The organism is Nocardioides seonyuensis (assembly GCF_004683965.1).
GTDB lineage: Bacteria > Actinomycetota > Actinomycetes > Propionibacteriales > Nocardioidaceae > Nocardioides > Nocardioides seonyuensis.
Map to the genome: position 1 here is coordinate 2,124,239 of NZ_CP038436.1, position 12,399 is coordinate 2,136,637.

The following is a 12,399-nucleotide window of genomic DNA, read 5'->3' on the forward strand; positions in this document are numbered from 1 at the left end:
TTCTCCGCGAGCCGGCGCCAACACCCCGCCGAGTCGGCGCCAATTCTCCGCGAGTCGGCGCCAACACCCCGCGAGTCGGCGCCAGTGTCAGCTCGGGGGAGCCAGGTAGCGCAGGTCCACGGTGAAGGACAGGACGTCGAAGGCATCGTCGTCCTCGGTCCAGAAGGCCCAGTAGGCGCCGCCGCGCCCCAGCAGCGAGGCCTCCCCCCACGGCGTCTGGGCGCCGCTGGTCGACTCGACGTCGGTGGTCACCTGGCCCCAGGCGACGTACAGGCCGTTGGCGTTCGCCACGAGGTGACCCAGGTCGTCGCCGCCGGCCGTGGCCGGCGCCCCGGTGAACGCGACCCGGAAGGCCTCGATGCCGCGCACCGCCTCCTGCACGGGGAGGTAGTGGTGGGACTCCGCCCACGGGTTCAGGCCCCACGGGACGTCGCACACGCCGGCGCGGTGACGCAGCGCCCCCGGCCGGTCCTCGATGGGCTCGACCGTCCCGCAGAGCCGCGTGAAGTAGTCGTCCTTCTGGTACTTCGAGATCGGCCAGATCTTCCGCGTGTCCCGGGGCCGCAGGATTCGGGTCTCCTCCGTCCAGGCCAGCTGGTCGGCCGACACCCAGATGCGAAGCCGTGGGCCGACCCCCTCGTTGCCGAGCCGGTCGGCACCCACCACCTCGGCGCGGTAGCGCCCCGGTGCCAAGGGCTGCCCGCTGCGGTCCCGGGCGTCCCACGCCATGCCATGGGATCGGTCACGCCTGGTGATCCGACGTCGGTAGACGACCTCACCGGCCGGGTCCGTGATCCTGACGAAGGCCCGTCGGTAGCCGCTCGGCTCCAGGTCGTCGAACTCCAGGGGCAGGGCGTCGCGTACGACGACGCTCCTGGGATAGACGGCAGCGGTCGTCGCTCTCTCGCCGGGGAACTGGGGTAGGAGACGCGTCTCGAACCGCCGGTCGACCCTGAACGACGTCGTGTCGCTCCCGGTGGAGGCGCGGAAGGTGGCGGTGTAGTCGCCGTGACGCGCGCGACGCCCGTTGTCGAGGCGTCCGCCCCACGTCCAGCCGTGCTCGCCGGTGCTCCGGCGCGGCAGTTCCCGTGTGAGGAGCACTCGCGGCTGGCCCTTCCGGCGGATCCGCACGGTCACGGACCCGCGCTGCCGGAGCTCGTAGCCGAACCGTACGCGCTCCGCCACGCCGTCGCCGTTGGGCGAGAAGCTCGTGCGGCCCTCGACGCTCGCCCAGAACTCGGGCGGCGCTGACGCCGCGGCCGGCAGGGCCGCCGCGAGGGGCGCGGCCACCACCACCGCGAGGGCGGCCAGGCAGGCGCGTCGCGACGCCATCGGCTGGGTCATGCCGTCACTCTAGGGCGCTCGAGACCCGGGTCCCCGCGGTCGCAGCTCAGTGGGCCCCGTGGGTCTCGAACCCACAACCAACGGATTAAAAGTCCGGTGCTCTACCAATTGAGCTAGAGGCCCTCGGTCGCCACCCCGACCGGCCGGCGACGACGGGGCGAGTATCCCAGAGGCCCCCGGGGCTCGACACTCGGCGCAGATCACATGGCATTTCCACCGATTCGCCTCGGAGGGTGCAGGCGAGCCTTTACCTTTGGGCAATGTTCAGCTCCGACGTCTTCGCGCCTCGCGACCCCGAGGGTGCGTGCAGGTTCGCGGCCACGGTGTCGTTCGTCGCCGGGGGGCTGAGCACTGCCATGACGGCGCTCGTGCCGCAGGACATCTCGCCCGGCATGAAGCTCCCGATCATGGGGGCCTCGCTGGCGATCATGGTCGTCGGGCTGCTGCTGCTGACCGGGAGGGACCCGCTCCGACGGTGGCTGCTGGTCGTCGTACCCATGCTGGGCATCGTGGCCATCACCGCCACCAGCCTCGGCACCAAGGACGCGTCCGCCTCCGGTCAGGTCTTCCTGTGTGCCCCCGTCCTCTTCGCGGCGTCCCAGATGCGCAGGGAGCTGGCCTGGTTCGTCTGTGCCTGTGCGATCGCGGCCGATGCCGTCATCACCTTCAGCCTGTTGCCGTTCGAACGAGCCATGACCGACCTGGTCTTCGTCGGGTCGTCGGGCGCCCTTATCACGTGGCTGCTGGTGCGGGCCGGTGACCGCAACGATGCGTTGGTGAACGAGCTGCGCGCCCAGGCCGCCATCGACCCGTTGACGGGCCTGGTGACGCGGCGGGTCCTCGACAAGGCCGCGCACTCGGTGCTGAGCAACGAGAACGGCGACGCCGGTACCGCCCTGCTCGTGCTCGACGTGGACAGGTTCAAGGCCATCAACGACACGTGGGGCCACCCGGTCGGCGACGCCGCACTGGTCCACATCGCCGAGGTGCTGCGGTCGATGTGCCGCCCCGACACGGTCATCAGCCGCCTCGGTGGCGACGAGCTCGCCCTGCTGCTGCCCGGCTGCCCGTACGACGTCGCGATCCAGCGTGCGGAGGGGCTGGTCGAGGCGGTGCGCGCGACTCCGCTCCCGCTCGCCGACGGCGAGGAGCTCGCGCTCTCGATCAGCATCGGGGTCGCCCACGCACCCGCGGACTCCGGCCAGCTGCGAGAGCTCTACACGGCCGCGGACGAGTCGCTCTACGACGCCAAGCGCAACGGCCGTGGCCGCGTCGGCGACGGTGTGCGACTGGGGTACGCCGACCCCGCCGGGGTCTGACGACGCCAAGTCGGGCCGTCCCCGGGCCATCCCCTGGGACACGAGGCGGCCACCGAGTGTTCACAGGCTCGCCATGCCAGAGGGTAGGCATTCGGCGAAAAGTTGGTAGTGTTCATCTCGCAACAGGTGCAAGTTCCAGCAGGTCGACGCCCGCGGAGTTTGTGATCCAACGGCGTTTCTTCTTCGGGCCTTCCAGCTTGCAAGTCGGAGCGCAGTGTCACCGCACTTGGTGCGGAGCCGTCGACGTGACGGCTTCTCGTTCCGATCAACAGGAGTACCGAGCAACATGGCTCAAGGCACCGTGAAGTGGTTCAACGCCGAGAAGGGTTTCGGCTTCATCGCGCAGGAGGACGGCGGCGACGACGTCTTCGTGCACTACTCGGCGATTCAGTCCTCGGGCTACAAGTCCCTCGACGAGAACCAGAAGGTTGAGTTCGACGTGACCCAGGGCCCCAAGGGTCCCCAGGCCGAGAACGTTCGCCCCGTCTGATCTCAGACACTGCTGGACTGGACCTGTCCAGACCAGACACGAGGCTCCACCCCGCGAGGGGTGGGGCCTCGTGCTTTGTCCGGCGGAATACCATCCGAATGGATCATTTTCTTTGAAATTCGGTTTGAGCTGGACAGAAACAGGGCATGGTGTCTGGATCGACCGCTAGGTCGCTCGCGGAAGCGTGGCCGGACGAGATCTCCAGGGAGGCGTTGTGCACGACCAGTTCGACGTGACCCTCGAGGATGGCGACCTCCTCGGTGAGGTGGAGCTGACCACGACGCTGATCATCGCTGCGACCGAGTCCGAGGACCACCTCAGCCAGGAGGAGATCGACAAGCTCCTCGGTGTCACCCCCAAGCCGAAGCCGCGCTCCCCGTCTGAGTGACGGCGCCGCGTGCTAGCAGGTCGCGAAGAGCACCGGTCCGCTCGAGAGGTCTGAGAGCACGTAGCTCTCCTCGCGCGGGAGCAGGTCGAGCCTGACGACCCGTCCCTTGGAGGACGCCTCGGCCACCTCGAAGCGGTCGGCGAAGTCACCCCCCTGACCCACGGCCGGTCCCTGCGCCAGTGCGGCGCGGGCGGCTGCGTCCGCGGCCGCGTCCTCGGCGTCCTCGACCTCCATCGCCACGCGGACGACGCCACCTGCACGCTTGCCCATCGCGAACGCCGTCAACGGATGGACCCCTCCGGCCGACTCGATCAGCTGGTCCGAGGTCTCCTGGGAGCCGGCGTCCGCCTGGGACATCGCCAGCCGCTCGCACACATGTGCTGCCGTGTAGGCGACTGCCGACACCGGCTCCTCGAGGTCGGCGACGACGTCGTCGAGACCGGCGACCGCCTCGCCGTCGCCCCGGGCGACCTCGACCGCCCGCGCGAGGTATCCCTCCTGGTCGGAGGTGAGGACGACGCCCGCGTCGTCGAGGACGGCGACGTGCTGGAGCTCCGGAGTCAGCCCCGGGCCGACCGAGGGCAGCACCGAGGGGCCGCCGCGCCAGACCCCGTCAGCCTCGTCGGGCTCCTCCCACCCGAGCTCGGCCAGCCGCTCGCGCAGGTCGTCGAGGTCGGTGTCGGGGGCGGGTCCCAGCACCTCCACGGCCCCGTCCGGGCCCTGGGCGAGCATCTCCCACTCCAAGTTCGCCGGTGACAGGCCGAGCTCCTCGTGGAGGGTCGCTGCCGAGGCGAGCAGGGCGCTGGTGGAGCTCAGGTCCTGGGCGAACGCCTCGTCGAGGAAGGCCTCGAGGTCCTCGGTGGGCGAGTCCGCGTCGAGGTCGGCGTCGAGCGAGCGTCGTACGGCGGCCCAGTCGGTCCAGGTGACGCGCTCGGTGCCGGCCGGAGCCAGGTCGAGGGCCCGCGCCATCCCGGGGTCCGGAGCCGACAGGCGCCAGGCGAGGAGACCGCCGGCGACGAGGAGTGCGACCAGTACAACCGCCGACCAGACGAGACGTCGTGACACTGACGGGCACCTCCGCGCTGGGGAGGTGTGAGACTAACGCGCATGGAGCCCCGCGACGTGCGCGCCGCCGGCGCCGTGGTCACGCGCAGCAACGGTGACGTCGTCCTGGTCCACCGTCCCAAGTACGACGACTGGAGCTTCCCCAAGGGCAAGGTCGACCCCGGCGAGCACGTGGTGGCCACGGCGGTGCGCGAGGTCGCCGAGGAGACCGGGCTCGGCATCCGGCTCGGTCCGCCCCTGAGCGCCCAGCGCTACCGGTTGGAGGGCGGGCGTATCAAGCACGTCGACTACTGGGTGGCGCGAGTCGTGGGTGACGACGACGTGACCCGCTACCCGGCCAACGACGAGATCGACCTCGTCGAGTGGCTTCCGTGGGACGAGGCCGCCGAGCGGCTCACCCACCAGCACGACCGCGAGACGCTCGCGCAGGCCCGGCCGTTGCGCCGTCGTACCCGCGCCGTCGTGGTGCTCCGGCACGCCAAGGCGCGGTCCCGGAAGTCGTGGACGGACGACGACAGGCTCCGCCCGCTGCTCCAGGTCGGGGTCGACCAGGCCGCGCGCCTGGTGCCGGTCCTGGCTGCCTTCGGCGTCACCGCAGTCCACTGCTCCAGCAGCAGGCGCTGCGTCGACACGGTGCGGCCCTACGCCGACGCGACCGGGCTCGAAGTCCACCTCCACGACGAGCTGAGCGAGGAGGACGCGAGCGTCGAGGGCGTCCTCGACCTCGTCGACGAGGCGCTGCAGGAGCGCGCGGGCGTCGTGCTGTGCAGCCACCGGCCGGTCCTGCCGACGATCCTCGACGCGCTCTGCGCCGAGGACGCCACCCTCGAGGTCGGTGAGCTGCTCGTCCAGCACCGTCGCAAGGGCCGCGTCGTCGCGACGGAGCGCCACCTGCCCTGAGCGGGCCGTTACCTTTTCGTGACCTTCCGGGTCAAGCGACCGGCGGGTAGTTCATGTGACCGTCGTCTCGTTCTCCGCCCGTGGGCGCCGAGACGCTGGCCCGAGTTCACCCGGCGTTCACCAAGGCCGCCGCGGTCGTTCTCCTGAGGTCCCTAACGTCCCTGACGTCAGCACATCACCAGACTTCAGGAGAACGAAGTGAAGCGCACTTCCATCCGCCTCGGCACCAGCGCCGCCGGCGTGGCCGCCCTGGCTCTCATCCTCTCCGCATGCGGCGGCGCCGACGCCGGCGAGAGCGGCTCCGGCGAGGGTGCCGGCGGCACGGTCGCCGTCGACGGGTCGTCCACGGTCGAGCCGATGTCGAAGGCGGCCTCCGAGCTGCTCTCCGAGGAGAACGCCGACGTGCGGGTGACCGTGGCGGCCTCGGGCACCGGCGGCGGGTTCGAGAAGTTCTGCGTCGGCGAGAGCGACATCTCCGACGCCTCGCGGCCGATCAAGGAGGACGAGGAGGTCCCGGTGTGCGAGGAGAACGGTGTGGAGTACACCGAGCTCCAGGTCGCCACCGACGCCCTCACCGTGGTCGTGCACCCCGACCTCGCGGTCGACTGCCTCACCACCGAGCAGCTCGTCGAGCTGTGGCACCCCACCTCGAAGGTCACCAACTGGAACGAGCTCGACCCGAGCTTCCCCGACCAGGAGATCGCGCTCTTCGGTCCCGGCACCGACTCCGGCACCTACGACTACATGGCCGCCGACGTCATCGGTGACGAGTCCGAGACCACCCGCAGCGACTACGAGTCCTCCGAGGACGACAACGTGCTGGTCCAGGGCGTCTCCGGCACCGAGGGCGCGACCGGCTACTTCGGCTTCACCTACTACGAGGAGAACGCCGACAGCCTCAAGGCCCTCGCGATCGACGACGGCAACGGCTGCGTCGAGCCCTCGGTCGAGACCGCCCAGGCGGGGGAGTACACCCCCCTCGCCCGCCCGCTGTTCATCTACGTGAGCAACGCGTCGTACGCCGAGAAGCCCGCCGTCGCCGAGTACGTCGACTTCTACATCGAGAACCTCGAGCAGATCGCGACCGCCGCGAAGTTCATCCCGCTCAGCGAGGAGCTCTACGAGGAGACCAAGTCGGCCCTCGAGGGCATCTCCTCCTGAGCGAGAAGGAACAGCTTCCTCGTATGAGTCACCACGTCAGCACCGGCGCAGGTCCGACCCACGGGTCGGGCCTGCCCGGTGCTCCCGTCAGTCTGGCGGGACGCAGCCGTCCCGGCGAGACCGTCATCAAGGCGGTCCTCTTCGTCTCCGCGATGCTGTCGATCGCCATCACCTTCGGGATCATCGCGGCGCTCATCCAGCCGGTCATCGACTTCTTCGGCGAGGTCGCCGTCTCGGAGTTCTTCTCTTTCGACGAGGGCTCGCGCTTCGCCGTCATGCCGCTGATCTCGGCGACCCTGGTCACCACGGCCATCGCGCTCGTCGTCGCCGTGCCGCTGGGCCTGGGGGCCGCGATGTACCTCTCCGAGTACGCCTCCCCGCGTGCCCGCAAGGTGCTCAAGCCGACGGTTGAGCTGCTCGCCGGAGTGCCGTCGGTGGTCTACGGGTTCTTCGCCGTCATGTTCGTGACGCCGACGCTCCTCCAGGACATCCTCGGCCTCGAGGTCAGCTTCCTCAACGCCCTGTCCGCCGGCCTGATCCTCGGCGTGATGATCATCCCGACCATCGCCTCCCTCTCGGAGGACGCCCTCAGCGCCGTCCCCCAGTCGCTGCGCCAGGGCTCGCTCGCGATGGGGGCCAACCGCATGCAGACGACACTGCGCGTCGTCATGCCTGCTGCCCTCTCGGGCATCGCCGCCGCCATCGTCCTCGGCCTCTCTCGGGCGATCGGGGAGACCATGATCGTGACCATCGCCGCGGGATCCCAGCGCAACCTCTCCCTGGACCCGCGCGAGGGCATGCAGACGATGACGGGCTTCATGGCCACCACCGCCGGCGGCGAGAACCCGGTGGGCTCGACGTCGTACAACACCCTCTTCGCCGTCGGGCTCACGCTGTTCGCGATCACCCTGGTCATCAACATCATCAGCATCACGCTGGTCCGTCGATTCAGGCAGGTCTACTGATGAGCCTCGCTGCCACCACCGCACGGGACACCGTGCGCATCGCCACCGGCCGGAGCCGGGACCGCAACCCGGGCTCGATGGTCTTCCTGGGCGCCCTGTGGTTCTCGCTGTTCTTCGGCGTCATGGTCCTGGTCGTCCTCATCCTCGACACCGCGATCGCCGGGGCCGGCCGCTTCGACGCCGAGCTGCTCACGGGCTACGACTCGACCCTGTCCCCCGAACGCACCGGCTTCCGCGCCGGGATCCTCGGCAGCCTGTGGCTCATGCTGTTCACCGCTGTCATGGCGGTGCCCCTCGGCATCGCCGCAGCGGTCTACCTGGAGGAGTTCGCGGACGGCCGGCGTTGGTACAACCGCCTGATCGAGGTCAACCTGCAGAACCTCGCGGCCGTCCCGGCCATCGTCTACGGGCTCCTGGCGGTGGCGGTGATGGCCACCGCCGGCTTCCAGCGCAAGGGCATCGTCCTGGGCGGGGCGATCGCGCTGGCGCTGCTGATCCTGCCCGTCATCATCATCACCACCCGGGAAGCGGTCAGGGCCGTCCCGCGCGAGATCCGCGACGGCTCGCTGGCGCTGGGCGCCACGACGTGGCAGACCACCTGGCGCCAGACGCTCCCCTCCGCCGTCCCCGGCATCGCCACCGGGACGATCCTGGGCCTGTCCCGCGCGATCGGCGAGGCGGCACCCCTGGTGATGCTCGGCCTGGCCAGCTCGCTGCGCTTCGACCCCGAGGGGCTGATGAGCCCCATCACGGCACTCCCGATCCAGATCTACGGGCTCAGCTCGAGCTCGCAGGAGGCCTACAAGGAGGCCGCGTCGGCCGCCATCATCGTCCTGCTCGTGATGATCCTCGGCCTCAACGCCCTGGCCATCTACATCCGCAACAAGTTCCAGCGATCCTGGTGAGGAAGTCTTCAGTCATGGCAACCACCCCCGCCACTGCCACCACTACCCGTGAGCAGCCCGCGCCGAGCTCGTTGGCGCGCGTCCGCGCCGACGTCGACCGCGAGCTGAGCCCAGTGCCGGTCTCCCCGGTCATCGAGGCGCGCGACCTCAACGTCTTCTACGGCGACTTCCACGCCGTCCACGACGTCAACCTCGCCTACGGCCGCAACGAGATCACCGCGATGATCGGCCCGTCGGGCTGCGGGAAGTCGACGGTGCTGCGCTGCCTCAACCGGATGAACGACCTCGTCGCCGGTGCTCGGGTGGAGGGCCAGGTCGTCTACCACGGTCAGGACATCTACGCGAAGGGCGTCGACCCGATCGCCGTACGCACCCACATCGGCATGGTCTTCCAGAAGCCGAACCCGTTCCCGAAGTCGATCTACGACAACATCGCCTACGGTCCCCGCGTCACCGGCATGAAGGTCGACAGCATGGACGACCTCGTCGAGGAGGCGCTGACCCGGGCGGCGCTGTGGGACGAGGTGAAGGACAAGCTCAAGCAGTCGGCCTACGGCCTCTCGGGCGGGCAGCAGCAGCGCCTGTGCATCGCCCGCACGATCGCCACCAGGCCCGACGTCATCCTGATGGACGAGCCGTGCGCCTCCCTCGACCCGATCGCGACCTCCCGCGTGGAGGACCTGATGGTCGAGCTGCGCGAGGACTACACGATCGTCGTGGTCACCCACAACATGCAGCAGGCCGCGCGGGTCTCCGACCGGACCGCCTTCTTCACCGCCCGGCCGGACGAGACCACGGGCAACCGGACGGGCCTCCTGGTCGAGTACGACCTCACCTCGAAGATCTTCTCCAACCCGGGTGACCAGCGCACCGAGGACTACATCTCCGGCCGCTTCGGCTGAGCGGAGCCCCACCCTGGCCTCTGCCCGCCGGTCGGGTCCATCCGTCATACGAAGCCGAAGTCATTGCTTCACTTTCGTATGACGGATGGGCGGACGATGTCCACAGATCGCCCTCAGCCGGTGTTGTACGACGACGCGGGCCGCCACGCTCGTCGGCATGACGAGTCGACCGGCGCCCCGCACGGGAGCGGAGAGAGCGGCTCGCCGCGCCGTGGTCGAAGCGCTCGCGAAGGACCAGGACGGCGTCGTGGCGCGCCGACAGGTCTATGCAGCCGGGCTCAGTCGTGGCGAGGTCGACGCCAACATCCGTGCCGGTCGGTGGCAAGCGGTGGGACGACACTGTCTTGCCCTCACCACAGGAGCCCTCGGTGAGCGCGCGCTCCTGCGTGCCGCCCAGCTCGCAGGAGGCCCCCGCGCCCAGCTCGACGGTGCGTCCTCGCTGATCGCCGCCGGCTTGAAGGGCTTCACGGTGGATCGCCACCGCGTCTCGGTTCCGCGAGGTGGCCGAGTCTTCCGAGACTCGCGCGTCAACGTGCGCCAGACACGACGCTGGGCCAGCGACGACATGGTGGAGGTCGGTATCCCCCGCACCCGCAACGAGGTGGCGGCTGTGCGGGCGGCCTTGTGGGCCCGCAGCGACCGGGAGGCGGCTCTGCTCCTCACGATGACGGTCCAACAGGGGCTGACCACGGCCGAGCGCCTCGCCTCGCAGGTGCTGCGGATCAAGAAGGCGCCTCGGCTTGCCTTCGTCCGGGACGTCCTGAGCGACCTGCTAGGTGGCGTCCGGAGCCTGGGCGAGCTGGATTTCGCACGCGAATGCCGCAGACGCGGCCTTCCCGAACCTGACCGTCAGGTCGTCCGACGAGGACGCGACGGGCGCTACTACCTCGACGTCCATTGGGACGAGTGGGGCGTCGTGGTCGAGATCGACGGCATCCAGCACTCCTGGGCGAGCGAGGTGGTCCCCGACGCGCTCCGGCAGAACGAGGTGACCCTCCAGCACGACGTGGTCCTCAGGCTTCCGGTGCTGGGCCTGCGCGTCAGCCCTGACGACTTCTTCGACCAGGTCCGACGAGCGCTCCGTGACCGCGGGTGGACGGCGCAGCCACCTGCCGCCTGACAGCATCGTCGTACGCCACACGGCCTTGGCCACGCCAAGACCCATCCGTCATGCGAAAGCGAACGCATGGGCTCTCCTTCGGATGACGGATGGGTGTGGAGGGACCGGTGGGACGGTAGGACGACCAGCGACGGTGGTCACACCGGTCCGGGTTGCGTCAGGAGGCTCGGCACCCCCTAGCATGAGTGCGGTTCATCCACCCCTCACCGGGAGTACTCCGTGCGTTTCAAGTTCCGCCCTGTGGACGGCTCGTTCTACGACCTGTTCAGCGAAGCCGCCCAGCACCTCGTCGTCGGCGCAGGACTCCTCGGGGAGATGCTCTCCGAGGGCAACTCCCGTGCGGAGATCGCCCAGCGCATGCGCGAGGCCGAGCACGCCGCCGACGAGACCACCCACAGCATCGTGCGCCGGGTGAACAGCACGTTCGTGACGCCCTTCGACCGCGAGGACATCTACTCGCTGGCCTCGGCGCTCGACGACGTGATGGACGAGATGGACGAGGCGGTCGACCTCGTCCTCCTCTACGAGATCACCTCGCTGCCGCCCGAGACCGCCGAGCAGGTGGAGGTCCTCCAGCGCTGTGCCGAGCTCACCGCCGAGGCGATGCCGCGGCTGGAGTCGATGAAGGGGCTCGAGGAGTACTGGATCGAGATCAACCGCCTCGAGAACGCCGGCGACAAGTCCTACCGCCGGATGCTCGCCAACCTCTTCAGCGGCGAGTACGACGCCCTCCAGGTCCTCAAGCTCAAGGACGTGGTGGAGGCCCTCGAGAGCGCCATCGACGCCTTCGAGACGGTGGCCAACATCGTGGAGCAGATCTCCGTCAAGGAGTCCTGAGCCCCGATGGAACTCGCGATCATCGTCGCGGTCGTCGTCGTCGCCCTCGTCTTCGACTACACCAACGGCTTCCACGACGCGGCCAACGCGATCGCCACCTCCGTCTCCACGGGGGCACTGACCCCCAGGGTTGCGCTCGCGATGGCCGCGGTCATGAACTTCGTCGGTGCCTTCCTCGGTCAGAAGGTCGCCCACACCGTCTCCGACACGATCGACCCGGGGCCAGGCAGCCACGGGCTGGTGATCGTGATGGCGGGTCTGATCGGTGCCATCACGTGGAACATGATCACCTGGTACTTCGGCCTGCCGTCCTCCTCCTCCCACGCGCTGATCGGCGGCCTGGTCGGCGCGGCCGTGGCCGCCGGCGCGACCGCCAACTGGGCGGTCGTCCTGGAGAAGGTCGTCATCCCGATGTTCATCTCGCCGGTCGTGGCGTTCAGCATGGGGTTCGCCCTGATGCTCGCGATCATGTGGATCTTCCGGAACTCCAACCCCAGCAAGGTCAGCCGCGGCTTCAAGATCGGGCAGACGATCTCGGCTGCTGCGATGGCGCTGGGCCACGGCCTGCAGGACGCCCAGAAGACGATGGGCGTGATCTTCCTGGCGCTCCTGACCGGGGGCTACGTCGCGGAGTCCGACGGCTTGCCACTGTGGGTGATCGTCGCCGCCGCGACCGCGATCTCGCTCGGCACCTGGTCGGGCGGCTGGCGGATCATGCGCACGCTCGGGCGGCGCATTATCCACCTCGACCCGCCCCGCGGCTTCGCCGCCGAGTCGGTCGCCGCCTCGGTCCTCTACACGACGTCCTACGTCTTCGAGGCCCCGATCTCGACCACCCACACCATCACCTCAGCGGTGATGGGCGTGGGGGCGACCAAGCGACTCTCGGCGGTCCGCTGGGGCGTCGCGAAGTCGATCCTGACCGCCTGGGTGCTGACGTTCCCGGCGGCGGGCCTGGCGGCCGCGGTCTGCTACTGGTTCTTCCGCATCTTCCTGCCCTGAC

The 12,399-nt window shown here is 69.4% G+C and carries 13 protein-coding genes and 1 tRNA gene; 11 read left to right on the forward strand and 3 right to left on the reverse strand.

All coding sequences use genetic code 11. The features are described 5' to 3' along the window. Positions 1-87: 87 nt before the first annotated feature. Together EXE58_RS10340 and EXE58_RS10345 are read right to left on the reverse strand one after the other, a co-directional pair. Entirely contained in the window at positions 88-1,344 is a 1,257-nt protein-coding gene (locus EXE58_RS10340; RefSeq protein ID WP_135267807.1) for a FlgD immunoglobulin-like domain containing protein, read from the reverse strand. Between the two features lie 50 nt (positions 1,345-1,394). After that, positions 1,395-1,467, reverse strand: a tRNA-Lys gene (locus EXE58_RS10345). A gap of 137 nt (positions 1,468-1,604) precedes the next feature. Between EXE58_RS10345 and EXE58_RS10350 the strand changes: the two genes are divergently transcribed. The 3 genes from EXE58_RS10350 to EXE58_RS19510 all read left to right on the forward strand — a co-directional run bounded on the left by EXE58_RS10350 (position 1,605) and on the right by EXE58_RS19510 (position 3,541). Continuing rightward, a complete protein-coding gene (locus EXE58_RS10350) occupies positions 1,605-2,663 on the forward strand; it encodes a GGDEF domain-containing protein (protein ID WP_135267808.1) in 1,059 nt (352 codons plus the stop codon). A gap of 286 nt (positions 2,664-2,949) precedes the next feature. Further along, positions 2,950-3,153, forward strand: coding sequence for a cold-shock protein (locus EXE58_RS10355; RefSeq protein ID WP_135267809.1), 204 nt, complete (start codon positions 2,950-2,952; stop codon positions 3,151-3,153). 232 nt (positions 3,154-3,385) lie between these two features. Further along, positions 3,386-3,541 (forward strand): hypothetical protein, encoded by a 156-nt coding sequence (locus tag EXE58_RS19510; RefSeq protein ID WP_208544313.1) that lies wholly within the window; start codon positions 3,386-3,388, stop codon positions 3,539-3,541. A 12-nt stretch (positions 3,542-3,553) separates the two neighbouring features. Here the strand turns inward: EXE58_RS19510 and EXE58_RS10360 are convergent, their stop codons facing one another. Then, positions 3,554-4,606 (reverse strand): hypothetical protein, encoded by a 1,053-nt coding sequence (locus EXE58_RS10360; RefSeq protein WP_135267810.1) that lies wholly within the window; start codon positions 4,604-4,606, stop codon positions 3,554-3,556. A gap of 42 nt (positions 4,607-4,648) precedes the next feature. On the opposite strand from EXE58_RS10360, the gene EXE58_RS10365 reads away from it, so the two are divergent. From EXE58_RS10365 to EXE58_RS10400, 8 genes are all read left to right on the forward strand, one after another. Then, a complete protein-coding gene (locus tag EXE58_RS10365; RefSeq protein WP_135267811.1) occupies positions 4,649-5,506 on the forward strand; it encodes an NUDIX hydrolase in 858 nt (285 codons plus the stop codon). Positions 5,507-5,704: 198 nt separating this feature from the next. Continuing rightward, positions 5,705-6,667, forward strand: coding sequence for a PstS family phosphate ABC transporter substrate-binding protein (locus tag EXE58_RS10370; protein WP_208543971.1), 963 nt, complete (start codon positions 5,705-5,707; stop codon positions 6,665-6,667). A 23-nt stretch (positions 6,668-6,690) separates the two neighbouring features. Beyond that, entirely contained in the window at positions 6,691-7,632 is a 942-nt protein-coding gene (pstC, locus tag EXE58_RS10375) for a phosphate ABC transporter permease subunit PstC (RefSeq protein WP_135267812.1), read from the forward strand. After that, positions 7,632-8,537 carry a phosphate ABC transporter permease PstA gene (gene pstA / locus EXE58_RS10380; RefSeq protein ID WP_135267813.1) on the forward strand — a complete coding sequence of 302 codons (906 nt, stop codon included), beginning with the start codon at positions 7,632-7,634 and terminating at the stop codon, positions 8,535-8,537. The genes pstC and pstA overlap by 1 nt, the downstream gene beginning before the upstream one ends. Before the next feature lie 14 nt (positions 8,538-8,551). After that, on the forward strand, positions 8,552-9,439 hold the full coding sequence (gene pstB, locus EXE58_RS10385; RefSeq protein ID WP_135267814.1) for a phosphate ABC transporter ATP-binding protein PstB: 888 nt from the start codon (positions 8,552-8,554) through the stop codon (positions 9,437-9,439). 157 nt (positions 9,440-9,596) lie between these two features. After that, positions 9,597-10,559 (forward strand): hypothetical protein, encoded by a 963-nt coding sequence (locus EXE58_RS10390; RefSeq protein ID WP_135267815.1) that lies wholly within the window; start codon positions 9,597-9,599, stop codon positions 10,557-10,559. 219 nt (positions 10,560-10,778) lie between these two features. After that, positions 10,779-11,396 (forward strand): DUF47 domain-containing protein, encoded by a 618-nt coding sequence (locus EXE58_RS10395; protein ID WP_135267816.1) that lies wholly within the window; start codon positions 10,779-10,781, stop codon positions 11,394-11,396. Between the two features lie 6 nt (positions 11,397-11,402). Next, positions 11,403-12,398, forward strand: coding sequence for an inorganic phosphate transporter (locus EXE58_RS10400; RefSeq protein WP_135267817.1), 996 nt, complete (start codon positions 11,403-11,405; stop codon positions 12,396-12,398). The last annotated feature ends 1 nt before the right edge of the window (position 12,399 follow it).

Excerpts from the sequence above, each read along its gene's own strand:
- EXE58_RS10340 (WP_135267807.1), bottom strand. The coding sequence starts at position 1,344 with ATGACCCAGCCGATGGCGTCGCGACGCGCCTGCCTGGCCGCCCTCGCG.
- EXE58_RS10350 (WP_135267808.1), top strand. The coding sequence starts at position 1,605 with ATGTTCAGCTCCGACGTCTTCGCGCCTCGCGACCCCGAGGGTGCGTGC.
- EXE58_RS10355 (WP_135267809.1), top strand. The coding sequence starts at position 2,950 with ATGGCTCAAGGCACCGTGAAGTGGTTCAACGCCGAGAAGGGTTTCGGC.
- EXE58_RS10365 (WP_135267811.1), top strand. The coding sequence starts at position 4,649 with ATGGAGCCCCGCGACGTGCGCGCCGCCGGCGCCGTGGTCACGCGCAGC.
- pstC (WP_135267812.1), top strand. The coding sequence starts at position 6,691 with ATGAGTCACCACGTCAGCACCGGCGCAGGTCCGACCCACGGGTCGGGC.
- pstA (WP_135267813.1), top strand. The coding sequence starts at position 7,632 with ATGAGCCTCGCTGCCACCACCGCACGGGACACCGTGCGCATCGCCACC.
- pstB (WP_135267814.1), top strand. The coding sequence starts at position 8,552 with ATGGCAACCACCCCCGCCACTGCCACCACTACCCGTGAGCAGCCCGCG.
- EXE58_RS10390 (WP_135267815.1), top strand. The coding sequence starts at position 9,597 with ATGACGAGTCGACCGGCGCCCCGCACGGGAGCGGAGAGAGCGGCTCGC.
- EXE58_RS10400 (WP_135267817.1), top strand. The coding sequence starts at position 11,403 with ATGGAACTCGCGATCATCGTCGCGGTCGTCGTCGTCGCCCTCGTCTTC.